Origin of the sequence: Bartonella sp. TS82HLJMH (assembly GCF_042193495.1) — a bacterium.
GTDB classification, from domain to species: Bacteria; Pseudomonadota; Alphaproteobacteria; order Rhizobiales; family Rhizobiaceae; genus Bartonella; species Bartonella grahamii.
Genome location: NZ_JBHILU010000008.1, coordinates 1 through 13990, shown reverse-complemented (window position 1 = coordinate 13990; position 13990 = coordinate 1). Strand labels below are relative to the sequence as shown.

The window sequence follows — 13990 nt, the reverse complement described above, 5'->3', positions numbered from 1 at the left end:
TTTAATATTGATCTTCATAACGCTTTGCAAGATCATCAATGTTTTCAGGCGGCCACGCAGGAATTTCCATCCCAAGATGTAACCCCATACATGCCAAAACTTCTTTAATCTCATTCAACGATTTGCGACCAAAATTCGGTGTCCGAAGCATTTCAGATTCTGTTTTTTGAATAAGATCACCAATATAGACAATATTATCATTCTTAAGACAATTTGCCGAACGAACTGAAAGTTCTAATTCATCCACTTTTTTGAGAAGAGCAGGATTAAAAGAAAGCTCAGAATCAGCCTCTTCAACAGGCTCCTTCTGTGGCTCTTCAAAGTTAATAAATAACGATAATTGATCCTGAAGAATGCGTGCTGCAAAAGCAACAGCATCCTCTCCATTAACAGCACCATTCGTTTCAATCGTTAAAGTCAACTTATCATAATCCAAAACTTGACCTTCACGCGTATTTTCCACTTTATAAGACACTTTACGAATTGGTGAATAAAGACTATCAATTGGAATAAGCCCTATACGTGCATCATCAACACAATTACGATCAGATGGAACATACCCCTTCCCTGTGTTGACAATAAATTCCATACGAATTTCAGCATCTTCATCAAGAGTACAAATAACATGATCTGGATTTAGAATTTCCATATCCCCAACGGTACTGATATCTCCCGCTTTCACGACACCAGGCCCCTCTTTATAAACAACGACACGTTTAGGACCTTCTTCTTCCATACGAAGCGCAATTTCTTTTATATTCAGAATAATATCCGTAACATCCTCACGCACACCTGGAATCGATGAAAATTCATGTAAGACACCGTCAATCTGCACAGCAGTAATAGCAGCACCACGAAGCGAAGATAACAACACGCGACGAAGTGCATTTCCTAACGTTAAGCCAAAACCCCGCTCAAGAGGTTCAGCAATCACACTTATAACATTTGGATTATCATGCGCACATGATTCAACCTTATTGGGTTTAATAAGTTCCTGCCAGTTTTTCTGGATCATATTTTTATTCCCGTTCTTTAGTTCCGTTACCATTCAATCGTAACGACCAATGTGAACATCAGAGAAATCTCCGACAACAAAAAACAACACCCAATTAAACACGCCGCCTTTTCCGCGGACGACATCCATTATGAGGAATTGGTGTTACATCACGAATAGAAGTAATGACAAAACCAACAGATTGCAATGCACGAAGAGCAGATTCACGCCCTGATCCAGGCCCACAAACTTCAACTTCCAAAGAACGCATACCATGCTCTTGCGCTTTTCTTGCACAATCCTCCGCAGCAACTTGAGCAGCAAAAGGTGTCGATTTACGCGCACCTTTAAACCCTTGGGCGCCCGCAGATGACCAAGCAATTGCATTACCCTGAGCATCAGTAATAGTAATCATTGTGTTATTAAATGTTGAATTAATATGCACAACACCCGATGAAATATTTTTACGTTCGCGACGACGAACACGTGTGGCTTCCTTGGCCATAATTTCCCTTTCAACGATCTCATCACTGCCGTAACATCAGCAGCTCCACCTTCTTTTCCTTGTCAAACAAATCAAACAAGAAACAGAATATATAAAAACCTTCCAAAAAGGCTCTTATTTCTTTTTACCAGCAATTGCCTTAGCTGGTCCTTTACGCGTACGAGCATTTGTATGTGTACGCTGCCCTCGGACAGGCAAAGACCGGCGATGACGCAATCCTCTATAACAACCAAGGTCCATCAAACGTTTAACATTCATAGCAACCTCACGACGAAGATCACCTTCAACTTGATAGCCTTGATCTATCGCCTCACGAATCTGCAACACCTCAGCATCTGAAAGTTCATGGACACGACGCCCCAAGGGAATGCCAACTCTTTCAATAATTTCTTGAGCAAATTTTGGTCCAATCCCGTGGATATATTGAAGCGCAATAATTACACGCTTATTTGTCGGGATATTGACGCCAGCAATACGAGCCACGCCTACTCTCCTTAGTTATTTTGACAAATTGTTATAAAATACCTGATATACCTTACAGAAAAAAATAGACTCAGAAAAAATTCTTCCGAATCCTATTATTTCACTAATAATAAATTAAATTCATTTGTGATCGATTTCATCTCAAAAGTCAACTCTTTTCATTTATTTCTAAAAAAAATCTCATGAAAGAAAAACTCTAATCATACGTGTCACTTCAGCAATACCAATCATTCCATCAATGACCTTCAACATTCCCCTCTCTGAATAAAATTTTGATAAGGGAGCTGTTTTTTCACGATATTCTACTAATCTTTTTGCAAAAGCAACAGGATTGTCATCTAAACGAACCTGTCCACCAGCCGCTATTGTCTCCTCAACGCGCTTCTTCATACGTTCAATCAACACGTCTTCATCAACACACAACTCAATAACAGCATCAAGCCGCATATTTTTTGACTGCAAAATCTGTTGTAACGCTTCTGCCTGCCCCACAGTTCGAGGATATCCATCCAAAACAAAACCATTTACACAATCAGTTTCACCAATCCGATCTGATACGATTTGATTAACAATATTATCAGGAACCAAAGCACCAGAACTTATAATAGCTTTAGCTTTTTTACCAATCTCCGTTTCTTTGGCAATCACCTCACGCAACATATCCCCTGTTGACAAATGAGGAATGTTATATTCCTCAGTCAACATTTTTGCTTGCGTACCTTTTCCCGCTCCAGGAGGACCTAAAAGAATAACTCTCATCGATTCCTTCTACCTCCACGAAGTTTTGATTTTTTTATCAACCCTTCATATTGGTGAGCAACAAGATACCCCTGAATTTGAGCAACCGTATCAAGCGTAACAGTAACAACAATCAACAAGGATGTTCCCCCAAGATAAAAAGGAACCTGTAATGCAGATATCATAAATTCAGGTAACAAACAAACCAAGATAATATAAACAGCGCCCACAACAGTAATACGCGTCAAAACGTAATCAATATATTCGGCTGTACGTTCACCTGGACGAATCCCTGGAATAAAACCAGAATGTTTTTTCAACTGATCTGCAGTATCACTTGGATTAAACACAATAGCTGTATAAAAAAAGCAAAAAAACGCCATTAAAAATGCATAAACAATCATATAAAGTGGCTGTCCATGACCAAGAGCATAAGAAATCGCCTGAACCCATTGTGGCATTTTATCAGAAAAATTATTAATAGTGGCAGGTAATAATAATAAAGATGAAGCAAAAATAGGTGGAATAACACCAGCAGTATTCAACTTTAAAGGAAGATGCGACATATCTCCTTGAAACATTTGATTCCCAACCTGACGTTTCGGATACTGGATAAGAATTCGCCGTTGCGCACGCTCTATAAAAACAATAAGCCCAATAACCAAAACAGCAATAAGAACAATTCCTATTAAAAGAAATGTTGATAAATCAGCGTGACTATGAGCTGTCAAAAGCTGAGCAAAAGTAGAAGGAAAATTGGCTACAATCCCTGTAAAAATGATAAGAGAAACCCCATTACCAACACCACGTGACGTAATTTGCTCACCAAGCCACATGAGAAACATCGTTCCGCCAACAAGTGTAATAACAGAAGAAACACGAAACATAAGACCTGGTTCTAAAACAATTTGAAGCCCCGTCCCTATACCGCTTTCAAGCGCAACCGCAATACCAAAAGCTTGTAGAATTGCCAATACTACTGTTACATAACGCGTATATTGATTGATAATCTTACGACCTAATTCCCCTTCTTTTTTAAGAGTTTCCAAAGAAGGAATAATAGATGTTAACAATTGCACAATAATAGATGCCGATATATAAGGCATGATACCCAGCGCAAAAATAGCCATACGCCCAACGGCACCCCCAGCAAACATATTAAAGAGTCCTAATACACCCGACGCGTGATGTTCGAATGTTTGCCGCAAAGCATCGATATTAATACCTGGAAGAGAGATGTAAGTGCCAAAGCGATATACAAGAAGCGCCGCCAGAGTAAACCAGATGCGTTTCTTTAATTCAGTCGCACGAGAAAAGGTACCGAAGTTTATATTGGAAGCAAATTGCTCTGCTGCTGATGCCATAAAACGTCTCCACTTCACACTCCAGTTCTTTAAATCACAGAAGTATAACCTTAAAATTCATATATGCATACATAAATAAATGCAGAACTTAAAAAATTCTCCACAAAAGCCCCCACCGAACAGATGTAACTCTTCTTTAGGTCTCTACTCATATTAAAAAATTATCGAGCACTATCAGGAAAAAGAACCTGACCACCCACTTTTTCAATCTTACCACGAGCAGCTTGTGAAGCACCAGAAACATGAAAGGTAATCTTAGCCTTCAACTCACCATCAGAAAGAAGACGAACCCCATCTTTTTCACGACGAATAATACCAGCTTCTTTCAAAGCAATCATATCAACAGGCTTTTCAATATCCAACTTACCTGCATCAACTGCCAACTGAATACGTCCTAGTGAAACCTCATTGTAGGTTTTGGCAAAGAAATTTCTAAATCCACGTTTTGGCAAACGACGATAGATAGGCATTTGCCCACCTTCAAAACCATTAAGGGAAACACCAGAACGCGACTTTTGCCCTTTTACACCACGACCACCAGTCTTACCCGTACCGGAACCAATACCACGCCCAATACGCTTACGATTTTTTGTTGCGCCTTCGCAATCACGCAGTTCATTGAGTTTCATATCTAATACTCCCGCAACCCTTAACCTTCATCTATAACGCGAACAAGATGCCGAACCTGAGCAATCATACCCCGCACACAAAGTGTATCATCTAAAACGCGCCGACGACGCATTTTATTTAATCCAAGCCCCTTTAAGGTTGCACGCTGAATCTGTGAGTTTCGAATAGGGCTTCCAATTTGCTCCACCGTGATAGTTTTACCACTCTGAGATTTTTTCTGAACCATTTCCTAATTCCTTTTCTGATAATCTCAGAAACTATCCTTCTAGGTCAACTAAATGGCGACGACGCGCCTGCAAAGTCGAATATTTTATACCGCGTTGAGCAGCAATATCTCTAGGATGCATTTGATGTTTCAATGCATCAAATGTCGCACGAACCATGTTATAAGGATTCGATGATCCTAGTGATTTTGCAACGACATCCTGCATACCAAGAGCTTCAAAAATAGCACGCATCGGTCCCCCAGCAATAATACCAGTACCAGCAGAAGCCGAACGTAGCAAAACACGCCCAGCTCCATGACGCCCTTCAAGATCATGGTGCAATGTACGTCCAGACCGAAGCGGAACATAAATCATCCCACGTTTTGCAGATTCCGTTGCTTTACGAACGGCTTCTGGAACTTCACGGGCTTTACCATGTCCAAAACCTACACGTCCTTTTTGATCCCCAACGACAACAAGAGCAGCAAAACCAAAACGCCGACCACCCTTTACAACTTTAGCAACACGATTGATATGAACTAGCCTATCGACAAACTCATTATCGCGTTCTTCTCTCTCACCACGTTCTTTTTGTGCCATTCCTCATTCCTTTTTCTTTTCCGGAAGCACGATAACAAAGTCCCTCATCAAACTGGAAGAACTTAAACGAAATACTCTAAACTCTCCTTACTCACTCACAAATAAGAAATTTTAGAAATTCAAACCACCTTCACGAGCAGCTTCAGCTAAAGCCTTGACTCGACCATGATACACATACGCTCCACGATCAAAAACCACTTCATTAACACCCGCTTGCTTCGCACGCTCAGCAATTAACTTACCAACAGCAAAAGCTGCTTTTTTATCAGCACCACTCTTTAACGACTTTTTTAAATCACTTTCAAGAGTAGAGGCTGAAACAAGTGTACATCCCCGCAAATCATCGATAACTTGAGCATAAATGTTCTGATTTGAACGATAAACACTAAGCCGAGGACGATCATGAGAAACCATTTTAATTCTACGACGAACACGCCTTGCACGACGTTGGATAATGTCCTTAGATGAAACCATAATACAAAATCCTTATTTCTTTTTACCTTCTTTACGGAAAATACGTTCATCTGCATGCTTAACACCTTTACCTTTATAAGGCTCAGGTCTACGATACTCACGAATCTCCGCTGCAACTTGTCCAACTTGCTGTTTATCAATTCCAGAAACAACAATTTCTGTCGGCTTAGGAACAGTTACAGTAACACCCGATGGAACTTTATAAACCACATCATGGGAAAAGCCTAGAGATAGTTGGACATCCTTACCCTGCAAAGCAGCACGATAACCAACCCCGTTAATCTCTAATTTCTTTTCAAAACCATCTTTCACACCACAAAAAATGTTCTCAATCATTGAGCGCGACATACCCCACTTAGAACGCGCATCTTTTGACTGATCCCGCGGCATAACTGATATGATATTTCCCTCAAACTTGACTAAGACTTCATCATTGACGACGTAACTCAGCTCACCTTTTGGACCTTTTGCCTTAACCAGCTGACCTTCAACAGTAGCAGTAACTCCAGAAGGAATTGAAATGGGTTTCTTTCCAATACGAGACATTGTTCTAACCTACTTTTTCTTCCGTTTTCTTGACATAACTTAGAAAACACGACAAAGGAGTTCTCCACCAACATTCTGTTCACGCGCCTCATGATCTGCCATGACGCCTTTAGGAGTCGATAAAATCGAAATACCAAGACCATTTGCCACCTGTGGAAGTGACTTAGCAGAAACATACACACGACGGCCTGGCTTTGATACACGTGAAATCTCACGAATAGCAGCCAGCCCTTCAAAATACTTCAATTCGATTTCAATTTCAGCTTTCCCATCACCTAAATCAATTTGATTATATCCACGAATATAACCTTCCGACTGAAGAACATCAAGAACGTGTGCACGAAGCTTCGAAGCTGGAGTAACTACTTTACCTTTTTTACGACCAAGTGCATTACGAATACGTGTTAACATATCACCAAGAGGATCTGACATAGACATTAAATAATCTCCTCTTACCAACTAGACTTTACAATACCAGGAATATGGCCAATAGAGCCAAGCTCACGCAACGCAATTCGCGACATTTTTAATTTACGATAATAAGCCCGCGGACGACCTGAAACCTCACAGCGATTACGAATACGAACTTTCGAAGAATTACGCGGCAACTCTGCCAACTGAACAGAAGCTTTAAAACGTTCTTCAAGAGAAACCTTCTGATCCATAACTATTGCTTTCAAACGTGCACGACGGGCAGCATAACGCTTTACCATCACCTCACGACGCTTATTTTTTTCAACGGCACTTACTTTGGCCATACTTTCACCTCACTATGTTTGCCGTTACGAACGAAAAGGAAAATTAAAAGCACGCAATAACTCACGAGCTTCATCATCCGTTTTTGCTGTCGTACAAACAATAATATCCATACCCCAAATTTGATCAACTTTATCATAGTTGATTTCTGGAAACACAATGTGTTCTTTAATACCCATAGCAAAATTGCCACGACCATCAAAACTCTTTGGATTCAAACCACGAAAATCACGAACCCGTGGAAGAGCAATCGTAACAAGACGATCTAAAAACTCAAACATACGATCTTTACGCAATGTAACTTTAGCCCCAAGAGGCATTCCTTCACGAACCTTAAAGGTCGCAATAGAATTACGCGCACGCGTAACAACAGCCTTCTGACCTGTTATTAGCCCTAAATCCTCAGCAGCAAGGGAAGGCTTCTTCGAATCAGCAGTTGCTTCACCTATCCCCATATTTATTACAATTTTATCAATCCGCGGAATTTGCATCGCATTTCTGTAATTAAACTTCTCTTGAAGCGCTTTACGAATCACTTCAAAATAATGCACTTTCATACGCGGTATTTGTCTTTCCTCAGCCATTAATCAACTCTCCCGAACGCTTGGCAAAACGCACTTTATTACCATCTGCATTCATACGAAAGCCTACACGTGTAGGCTTACCATCTTTAGGATCAGCAATCGCCAAATTAGACAGATGAATCGGAGCTTCTTTAGAAATAATTCCAGCTTCTTGCTTCTGCGTTTGACGTTGATGACGTTTAATCATATTAATCCCACGAACAAAAGCCTTATTCTCTTTTGGACTAACCTTAATTACTTCACCACTACATCCTTTATCCTTACCGGATAAAACAACAACTTTATCACCTTTTCGAATCTTCTGCATAACATTTACTCCTTACAGAACTTCAGGAGCGAGCGAGATGATCTTCATATGATTCCTACCACGCAATTCGCGGGGAACAGGTCCAAAGATACGAGTACCGATCGGCTCTTTTTTATTATCCACTAAAACCGCAGCATTACTATCAAAACGAATGACACTACCATCTGCGCGACGAATATCCTTAGCAGTACGAACCACAACAGCTTTCATAACATCACCTTTTTTAACACGGCCACGAGGAATAGCATCCTTAACCGAAACAACAATAATGTCACCGACCGAAGCATATTTCCGCTTTGAACCGCCTAACACCTTGATGCACATGACACGACGAGCACCAGAATTATCAGCAACGTCGAGGTTTGTTTGCATCTGAATCATGACTGGCCACCTTCTCTTAACACATATATCCGATTGTACCTTTTATACACTCGGATTTGCCTGCCAAATAACGATAAAGTCATCGCCTTTAAATTTATCAATGATAAAAACACTGTTAAATTCTAAAACAATAAACTTAACTCATTACGCTACATTGTCTTTTACAACAATCCAACATTTATCTTTCGAAATTGGTCTAGATTCTTGAATAGAAACCTGATCCCCAATCTTGAATTGGTTGTTTTCGTCATGCGCTTTATAATTTTTAGACTGCCGAACAGTCTTCTTAAGAAGCGGATGAGAATAACGGCGCTCAACTTTGACAACAACAGTCTTATCACTTTTGTCGCTAATAACAACACCCTGCAAAACGCGTTTAGGCATCTCTCATTTCCTTAAACCTTACTTTCACTTACCTTTTGACGAAGAAAAGTTTTAATACGCGCAATATCACGACGAACTTGTCTAACACGCGCAGTCTTTTCTAATTGACCTGTTGCTTTTTGAAAACGCAAATTAAATTGCTCTTTCTTTAACTTAGCCAATTCATCTTTCATTTGGTCGAGCGTTTGCGCCCGTAATTCTGTGGCTTTCATCGCTTAACCTCATTATTCAGCAATACGCTGGATGAAACGCGTTTTTATAGGCAACTTTGCAGCACCCAATCTTAGTGCTTCACGTGCAACATCCTCAGGAACTCCATCAAGCTCAAACATGATGCGTCCAGGAGCAACACGTGCAGCCCAATAATCGACACTTCCCTTACCTTTACCCATACGAACTTCAGTCGGTTTAGATGTAACCGGAAGATCTGGAAAAATGCGAATCCACACACGACCAGAACGCTTCATATAACGCGTAATCGCACGGCGCGCCGCTTCAATTTGACGAGCAGTAATCCGCTCCGGCTCAACAGCCTTCAAACCGTAGGCACCGAAATTCAAATCCGTACCACCCTTCGCAACACCGTGAATACGGCCCTTGAACTGTTTACGGAACTTTGTGCGCTTTGGCTGCAACATTGTTCTCTACTCCAAATTTTAGTTCAATCTCAAAAACTAAGCATTTTCACGGCGACGATTCGATGAAGAACCAGATTGATCAACTTCCGTAGCACGACGTTCTGAAGCCATCGGATCATGCTCAAGAATCTCACCCTTAAAGACCCAAACTTTAATACCACAAATACCATAAGCGGTCTTAGCTTCTGCTGTACCGTAATCAACATCAGAACGCAAGGTATGAAGTGGAACACGACCTTCACGATACCATTCCATACGAGCAATTTCAGCACCACCAAGACGGCCAGAACAATTGATACGAATACCTTCCGCACCAAGACGCATAGCAGACTGAACAGCACGCTTCATTGCACGACGAAAAGCAACACGACGCTCTAACTGTTGAGCAATTGATTGCGCAATAATCGTGGCATCAATCTCCGGTTTACGAATCTCCACAATATTTAATGAAGTTTCAGCATCCGTCATTTCTGAGAGCTTACGACGAAGCTTTTCGATATCAGCACCCTTTTTACCAATAATCAAACCAGGACGTGCAGAATGAATCGTAATACGACACTTCTTATGAGGACGCTCAATAACAACCTTCGAAATAGCCGCCTGTTTAAGCTCCTCCAGCACATATGAACGAATTTTCAAATCTTCATGAAGAAGGCGCCCATATTCACCACTATCAGCATACCAACGAGAATCCCAAGTCCGATTAACACCAAGACGAAGTCCTATTGGATTGATCTTCTGACCCATTACGCGGCCTCCACTTTTTCGGTAACTTCACGAACAATAACAGTAAGATGCGAAAATGGACGTTCAATTCTACTAGCACGCCCTCGACCACGAACATGAAAGCGCTTCATCACTATCGACTTACCAACATAAGCTTCCGCCACAATAAGCGAATCAATATCAAGATCGTGGTTATTCTCTGCATTTGCAATTGCTGATTCAAGCGTTTTTTTCACAGTAGCAGCAATACGCTTGCGTGAAAACATCAAATCAGCGAGTGCTACATTAACTCTTTTACCACGAATCATTGCAGCAACTAAATTAAGCTTCTGCGGACTAACACGAATTTTCCGCGTGACAGCTCTTGCTTCATTATCCCTAAGCTGGCGCGAAACTTTAGCTTTTCCCATTCCTACTTCCTCTTCGCTTTTTTATCGGCACCATGACCATAATAAGTCCGGGTAGGAGCGAACTCACCAAACTTATGTCCAACCATCTCTTCAGAAACAGAAACAGGAATATGCTTATTACCGTTGTAAACACCAAAAGTTAAACCAACAAATTGCGGTAAAATAGTAGAGCGACGACTCCATATTTTTATAACTTCATTGCGCCCACTTGCACGTACCTTCTCTGCTTTACCAAGAAGATAGCCGTCAACAAACGGACCTTTCCACACTGAACGAACCACTTCAGACTACCTTTCTCATTTCTTGCGTTGATGACGCGTACGCATAATAAATTTATCAGTGGCTTTATTGGAGCGCGTACGCTTACCTTTCGTAGGCTTACCCCAAGGAGATACTGGATGGCGCCCCCCCGATGTACGACCTTCACCACCACCGTGCGGATGATCAACGGGGTTCATAGCAACACCACGAACATGTGGACGTTTACCACGCCAACGTGACCGACCTGCCTTACCATCATTAATATTCCCATGATCAGGATTTGAAACAGCACCAACAGTTGCAAAACAGCTACTAGGAACCAAACGCTGTTCACCAGAATTTAAACGAAGAATAGCCATACCATGATCTCGTCCAACCAACTGCGCATAAGTACCCGCTGAACGTGCAATCTGCCCCCCTTTTCCTGGCTTCATCTCAACATTATGAATAATTGTACCTACAGGCATATTAGCAAGAGGCATAGCATTACCTGGTTTAACATCCACATTTAAACCAGCCATAACAGAATCACCAACCGCAAGACGCTGTGGTGCAAGAATATAACTCAATTGCCCGTCCTCATAGCGAATTAAAGCAATAAAAGCAGTACGGTTAGGATCATATTCTAAACGCTCAACCTTTGCTGAAACATCACGTTTAAGACGCTTAAAGTCGACAAACCGATAACTACGTTTATGTCCACCACCCTGAAAACGAGCAGTAACACGACCGCGATTATTACGTCCACCCTTTGAAGACAAACCTTCAGTCAACATCTTTATAGGTTTTCCCTTATAAAGACAAGAACGTTCCACAATAACAAGCTGACGCTGCCCAGGTGTCGTTGGATTAAATTGCTTAAGTGCCATTATTCCTATCTCCGAGCCTCTTTAAAGACCTGTCGAAACGTCGATAGTCTGACCACTGGCCAGAGTTACGATCGCTTTTTTGACATCACTTTGCCGACCAACTATACCTTTGAAACGCTTCACTTTACCCTTACGGACTATCGTGTTAACTGCTTTAACTTTTACGCTAAAAAGCGCTTCAATAGCAGCCTTAATCTCAGGCTTAGTCGCTTTCGGCGCGACATTAAAAGCAACTTGATTATATTCAGAAATCATAGTCGACTTTTCAGTAATAACTGGACTAATAATTATATCATAATGGCGAAGATCTGTCATTTAAAACGCTCCTCAAGAGCCTCAACAGCTGCCTTTGATAAAACAAGTTTGCTGCGACGCAAAATATCATAAACATTAATTCCCTGAATAGGCAAAATATCGATATTAGGGATATTAGAGACTGCACGAAAAAAGTTAATATCAATCTCTTTACCACCAATCAAGAGAGCGTTATTAAATCCAAGCTTAGAAAAATGAGAAACAAGCATTTTCGTTTTAGCATCCTTAACAGTCAACTCATCCACAATAATTAAGTCTTTTGCTTTTAATTTTGCAGATAAAGCAAAACGTAACCCAAGAGCACGAATCTTTTTAGGAAGATCATGCGCATGGCTACGAACCACCGGTCCATGTGCCTTACCCCCACCTCTAAACTGCGGTGCGCGTGCAGATGAATGTCGAGCACGCCCAGTTCCTTTCTGTTTAAACATTTTTGCCCCTGTTCGCGACACATCAGAACGACCTTGGGATTGATGACTCCCCTGCTGACGACGTGCAAGCTGCCAACGAACAACACGTTGTAAAATATCCTCACGTGGAACAAGATCAAAAATAGCTTCAGAAACCTTTAATTTGCCAGCTTCATTACCATCAAGAGTTTTAATTACAAGATCCATTATTAGGCTCCCTCAACTTCAGAGCTTTCCGTCACCGGAGTAACCATTTCCGTTTTCTCCTTCACAAGACGGCGGATACCAGCAGGCTTTGGAGCATTATCAGGAAGACGCTTCTTCACAGCATCTCGTATCAAAATCCAAGAACCTTTAGAACCAGAAACAGCACCACGCACTAAAATTAAACCACGCTCACTATCCGTGGAAATAACTTCAATATTCTGTGTTGTTACACGCACTTGCCCCATATGGCCAGCCATTTTTTTACCTTTAAAAACTTTACCAGGATCTTGACACTGCCCTGTAGAACCATGAGCACGATGTGTGATCGAATTGCCATGGGAAGCACGATGCCCACCAAAGTTATGCCGTTTCATAACACCAGCAAACCCCTTACCAATACTGGTACCAGTCACATCAACTCTTTGTCCTGGAACAAAATGTTCCACCGTAATCTCAGTACCAACATCAAGAAGATTATCGGGACTCACACGAAACTCTGCTATTTTAGCTTTAGGCTCAACAGAAGCCTTAGCAAAATGTCCACGAAGAGCTTGTGAAGTATTCTTAACCTTAGCAAAGCCTACACCTAATTGAACAGCAGTATAACCATTCTTTTCAACTGTACGCTGAGCAACGACTTGACAATTCTCCAAACGAAGTACGGTCACCGGCACATGTTCACCAGCATCATTATAAATACGGGTCATGCCCAGCTTCTGTGCTATTACACCTGAACGCATCGGGTCTGTTCCTTCTGTCCTCAAACCTCAGAGCTTAATTTCTACATCCACACCAGCAGAAAGATCGAGCTTCATAAGCGCATCCACTGTTTGCGGCGTTGGATCAACAATATCAAGAAGACGCTTATGTGTTCGCATCTCAAACTGCTCACGACTCTTCTTATCGATATGCGGTCCACGATTGACCGTAAACTTCTCAATCCGCGTCGGAAGCGGAATGGGACCACGGACATTTGCACCGGTACGTTTAGCAGTCGATACAATTTCACGCGTCGACGTATCAAGAATTCTATGATCAAACGCTTTTAAGCGAATGCGAATATTTTGACTGTTCATGCTCTTTATTTCCCTGTTATACAGAGTGCCTTCAAGAATGAAAGCACTCAACAAGCATTATTTATTCGATGATCTTAGAGACGATACCGGCACCAACAGTACGACCACCTTCACGAATAGCAAAAC

General features: G+C 41.4%; 26 protein-coding genes and 1 pseudogene. All 27 read right to left on the bottom strand.

Features of this window, described 5'->3' with window-relative positions; genetic code table 11:
• Position 1: 1 nt before the first annotated feature.
• Positions 2–1015: a DNA-directed RNA polymerase subunit alpha gene (locus ACFIKO_RS05215; protein ID WP_015856568.1), complete on the bottom strand. Its 1014-nt coding sequence runs from the start codon at positions 1013–1015 to the stop codon at positions 2–4.
• Positions 1016–1109: 94 nt separating this feature from the next.
• Complete coding sequence (gene rpsK / locus ACFIKO_RS05210; RefSeq protein ID WP_007347762.1) at positions 1110–1499, bottom strand: 30S ribosomal protein S11; 390 nt, start codon at positions 1497–1499, stop codon at positions 1110–1112.
• Positions 1500–1613: 114 nt separating this feature from the next.
• Positions 1614–1982: a 30S ribosomal protein S13 gene (rpsM, locus tag ACFIKO_RS05205; RefSeq protein ID WP_026500557.1), complete on the bottom strand. Its 369-nt coding sequence runs from the start codon at positions 1980–1982 to the stop codon at positions 1614–1616.
• A 180-nt stretch (positions 1983–2162) separates the two neighbouring features.
• Positions 2163–2741, bottom strand: coding sequence for an adenylate kinase (locus tag ACFIKO_RS05200; protein WP_375619906.1), 579 nt, complete (start codon positions 2739–2741; stop codon positions 2163–2165).
• Positions 2738–4084: a preprotein translocase subunit SecY gene (gene secY / locus ACFIKO_RS05195; RefSeq protein ID WP_375619917.1), complete on the bottom strand. Its 1347-nt coding sequence runs from the start codon at positions 4082–4084 to the stop codon at positions 2738–2740. Before secY ends, ACFIKO_RS05200 begins: the two co-directional genes overlap by 4 nt.
• 161 nt (positions 4085–4245) lie before the next feature.
• A complete protein-coding gene (rplO, locus tag ACFIKO_RS05190; RefSeq protein WP_375673447.1) occupies positions 4246–4713 on the bottom strand; it encodes a 50S ribosomal protein L15 in 468 nt (155 codons plus the stop codon).
• 20 nt (positions 4714–4733) lie between these two features.
• On the bottom strand, positions 4734–4940 hold the full coding sequence (gene rpmD / locus ACFIKO_RS05185) for a 50S ribosomal protein L30 (RefSeq protein WP_015856573.1): 207 nt from the start codon (positions 4938–4940) through the stop codon (positions 4734–4736).
• 31 nt (positions 4941–4971) lie between these two features.
• Positions 4972–5520, bottom strand: coding sequence for a 30S ribosomal protein S5 (gene rpsE / locus ACFIKO_RS05180; protein ID WP_015856574.1), 549 nt, complete (start codon positions 5518–5520; stop codon positions 4972–4974).
• Positions 5521–5631: 111 nt separating this feature from the next.
• A complete protein-coding gene (gene rplR / locus ACFIKO_RS05175) occupies positions 5632–5994 on the bottom strand; it encodes a 50S ribosomal protein L18 (protein WP_015856575.1) in 363 nt (120 codons plus the stop codon).
• A 12-nt stretch (positions 5995–6006) separates the two neighbouring features.
• Positions 6007–6540 (bottom strand): 50S ribosomal protein L6, encoded by a 534-nt coding sequence (rplF, locus tag ACFIKO_RS05170; protein ID WP_375673446.1) that lies wholly within the window; start codon positions 6538–6540, stop codon positions 6007–6009.
• Positions 6541–6579: 39 nt separating this feature from the next.
• Positions 6580–6978 carry a 30S ribosomal protein S8 gene (gene rpsH, locus ACFIKO_RS05165; protein WP_015856577.1) on the bottom strand — a complete coding sequence of 133 codons (399 nt, stop codon included), beginning with the start codon at positions 6976–6978 and terminating at the stop codon, positions 6580–6582.
• 14 nt (positions 6979–6992) lie between these two features.
• Complete coding sequence (rpsN, locus tag ACFIKO_RS05160) at positions 6993–7298, bottom strand: 30S ribosomal protein S14 (RefSeq protein ID WP_005773283.1); 306 nt, start codon at positions 7296–7298, stop codon at positions 6993–6995.
• Between the two features lie 24 nt (positions 7299–7322).
• Positions 7323–7880 (bottom strand): 50S ribosomal protein L5, encoded by a 558-nt coding sequence (gene rplE, locus ACFIKO_RS05155; RefSeq protein WP_375619909.1) that lies wholly within the window; start codon positions 7878–7880, stop codon positions 7323–7325.
• Positions 7873–8187, bottom strand: a complete 315-nt coding sequence (gene rplX, locus ACFIKO_RS05150; protein WP_015856579.1) for a 50S ribosomal protein L24 — start codon at positions 8185–8187, stop codon at positions 7873–7875. Before rplX ends, rplE begins: the two co-directional genes overlap by 8 nt.
• A 12-nt stretch (positions 8188–8199) precedes the next feature.
• On the bottom strand, positions 8200–8568 hold the full coding sequence (gene rplN / locus ACFIKO_RS05145) for a 50S ribosomal protein L14 (RefSeq protein ID WP_004855715.1): 369 nt from the start codon (positions 8566–8568) through the stop codon (positions 8200–8202).
• Between the two features lie 144 nt (positions 8569–8712).
• A complete protein-coding gene (gene rpsQ, locus ACFIKO_RS05140) occupies positions 8713–8952 on the bottom strand; it encodes a 30S ribosomal protein S17 (RefSeq protein ID WP_012231991.1) in 240 nt (79 codons plus the stop codon).
• 11 nt (positions 8953–8963) lie between these two features.
• The gene (gene rpmC, locus ACFIKO_RS05135; RefSeq protein ID WP_273788260.1) at positions 8964–9164 is read right to left on the bottom strand and encodes a 50S ribosomal protein L29; all 201 of its coding nucleotides are present in this window, start codon (positions 9162–9164) and stop codon (positions 8964–8966) included.
• 12 nt (positions 9165–9176) lie between these two features.
• Entirely contained in the window at positions 9177–9590 is a 414-nt protein-coding gene (rplP, locus tag ACFIKO_RS05130) for a 50S ribosomal protein L16 (RefSeq protein WP_015856581.1), read from the bottom strand.
• A gap of 36 nt (positions 9591–9626) precedes the next feature.
• A complete protein-coding gene (rpsC, locus tag ACFIKO_RS05125; protein ID WP_015856582.1) occupies positions 9627–10337 on the bottom strand; it encodes a 30S ribosomal protein S3 in 711 nt (236 codons plus the stop codon).
• A complete protein-coding gene (gene rplV, locus ACFIKO_RS05120; RefSeq protein WP_375619910.1) occupies positions 10337–10726 on the bottom strand; it encodes a 50S ribosomal protein L22 in 390 nt (129 codons plus the stop codon). Before rplV ends, rpsC begins: the two co-directional genes overlap by 1 nt.
• Before the next feature lie 2 nt (positions 10727–10728).
• Positions 10729–11007 (bottom strand): 30S ribosomal protein S19, encoded by a 279-nt coding sequence (gene rpsS, locus ACFIKO_RS05115; protein ID WP_004855734.1) that lies wholly within the window; start codon positions 11005–11007, stop codon positions 10729–10731.
• 15 nt (positions 11008–11022) lie between these two features.
• Positions 11023–11856 (bottom strand): 50S ribosomal protein L2, encoded by an 834-nt coding sequence (gene rplB, locus ACFIKO_RS05110; protein WP_273788259.1) that lies wholly within the window; start codon positions 11854–11856, stop codon positions 11023–11025.
• Between the two features lie 21 nt (positions 11857–11877).
• Complete coding sequence (locus ACFIKO_RS05105; protein WP_375619911.1) at positions 11878–12171, bottom strand: 50S ribosomal protein L23; 294 nt, start codon at positions 12169–12171, stop codon at positions 11878–11880.
• The gene (gene rplD, locus ACFIKO_RS05100; protein ID WP_375619912.1) at positions 12168–12788 is read right to left on the bottom strand and encodes a 50S ribosomal protein L4; all 621 of its coding nucleotides are present in this window, start codon (positions 12786–12788) and stop codon (positions 12168–12170) included. The genes ACFIKO_RS05105 and rplD overlap by 4 nt, the downstream gene beginning before the upstream one ends.
• 2 nt (positions 12789–12790) lie before the next feature.
• Positions 12791–13528, bottom strand: coding sequence for a 50S ribosomal protein L3 (rplC, locus tag ACFIKO_RS05095; protein WP_375619913.1), 738 nt, complete (start codon positions 13526–13528; stop codon positions 12791–12793).
• A 27-nt stretch (positions 13529–13555) separates the two neighbouring features.
• Complete coding sequence (gene rpsJ, locus ACFIKO_RS05090) at positions 13556–13864, bottom strand: 30S ribosomal protein S10 (RefSeq protein ID WP_005773267.1); 309 nt, start codon at positions 13862–13864, stop codon at positions 13556–13558.
• 61 nt (positions 13865–13925) lie between these two features.
• Positions 13926–13990, bottom strand: a pseudogene (locus ACFIKO_RS05085) (elongation factor Tu); the annotation flags it as partial.

Excerpts from the sequence above, each read along its gene's own strand:
- ACFIKO_RS05215 (WP_015856568.1), bottom strand. The coding sequence starts at position 1,015 with ATGATCCAGAAAAACTGGCAGGAACTTATTAAACCCAATAAGGTTGAA.
- rpsK (WP_007347762.1), bottom strand. The coding sequence starts at position 1,499 with ATGGCCAAGGAAGCCACACGTGTTCGTCGTCGCGAACGTAAAAATATT.
- ACFIKO_RS05200 (WP_375619906.1), bottom strand. The coding sequence starts at position 2,741 with ATGAGAGTTATTCTTTTAGGTCCTCCTGGAGCGGGAAAAGGTACGCAA.
- secY (WP_375619917.1), bottom strand. The coding sequence starts at position 4,084 with ATGGCATCAGCAGCAGAGCAATTTGCTTCCAATATAAACTTCGGTACC.
- rplO (WP_375673447.1), bottom strand. The coding sequence starts at position 4,713 with ATGAAACTCAATGAACTGCGTGATTGCGAAGGCGCAACAAAAAATCGT.
- rpmD (WP_015856573.1), bottom strand. The coding sequence starts at position 4,940 with ATGGTTCAGAAAAAATCTCAGAGTGGTAAAACTATCACGGTGGAGCAA.
- rpsE (WP_015856574.1), bottom strand. The coding sequence starts at position 5,520 with ATGGCACAAAAAGAACGTGGTGAGAGAGAAGAACGCGATAATGAGTTT.
- rplR (WP_015856575.1), bottom strand. The coding sequence starts at position 5,994 with ATGGTTTCATCTAAGGACATTATCCAACGTCGTGCAAGGCGTGTTCGT.
- rplF (WP_375673446.1), bottom strand. The coding sequence starts at position 6,540 with ATGTCTCGTATTGGAAAGAAACCCATTTCAATTCCTTCTGGAGTTACT.
- rpsH (WP_015856577.1), bottom strand. The coding sequence starts at position 6,978 with ATGTCTATGTCAGATCCTCTTGGTGATATGTTAACACGTATTCGTAAT.
- rpsN (WP_005773283.1), bottom strand. The coding sequence starts at position 7,298 with ATGGCCAAAGTAAGTGCCGTTGAAAAAAATAAGCGTCGTGAGGTGATG.
- rplE (WP_375619909.1), bottom strand. The coding sequence starts at position 7,880 with ATGGCTGAGGAAAGACAAATACCGCGTATGAAAGTGCATTATTTTGAA.
- rplX (WP_015856579.1), bottom strand. The coding sequence starts at position 8,187 with ATGCAGAAGATTCGAAAAGGTGATAAAGTTGTTGTTTTATCCGGTAAG.
- rplN (WP_004855715.1), bottom strand. The coding sequence starts at position 8,568 with ATGATTCAGATGCAAACAAACCTCGACGTTGCTGATAATTCTGGTGCT.
- rpsQ (WP_012231991.1), bottom strand. The coding sequence starts at position 8,952 with ATGCCTAAACGCGTTTTGCAGGGTGTTGTTATTAGCGACAAAAGTGAT.
- rpmC (WP_273788260.1), bottom strand. The coding sequence starts at position 9,164 with ATGAAAGCCACAGAATTACGGGCGCAAACGCTCGACCAAATGAAAGAT.
- rplP (WP_015856581.1), bottom strand. The coding sequence starts at position 9,590 with ATGTTGCAGCCAAAGCGCACAAAGTTCCGTAAACAGTTCAAGGGCCGT.
- rpsC (WP_015856582.1), bottom strand. The coding sequence starts at position 10,337 with ATGGGTCAGAAGATCAATCCAATAGGACTTCGTCTTGGTGTTAATCGG.
- rplV (WP_375619910.1), bottom strand. The coding sequence starts at position 10,726 with ATGGGAAAAGCTAAAGTTTCGCGCCAGCTTAGGGATAATGAAGCAAGA.
- rplB (WP_273788259.1), bottom strand. The coding sequence starts at position 11,856 with ATGGCACTTAAGCAATTTAATCCAACGACACCTGGGCAGCGTCAGCTT.
- ACFIKO_RS05105 (WP_375619911.1), bottom strand. The coding sequence starts at position 12,171 with ATGACAGATCTTCGCCATTATGATATAATTATTAGTCCAGTTATTACT.
- rplD (WP_375619912.1), bottom strand. The coding sequence starts at position 12,788 with ATGGATCTTGTAATTAAAACTCTTGATGGTAATGAAGCTGGCAAATTA.
- rplC (WP_375619913.1), bottom strand. The coding sequence starts at position 13,528 with ATGCGTTCAGGTGTAATAGCACAGAAGCTGGGCATGACCCGTATTTAT.
- rpsJ (WP_005773267.1), bottom strand. The coding sequence starts at position 13,864 with ATGAACAGTCAAAATATTCGCATTCGCTTAAAAGCGTTTGATCATAGA.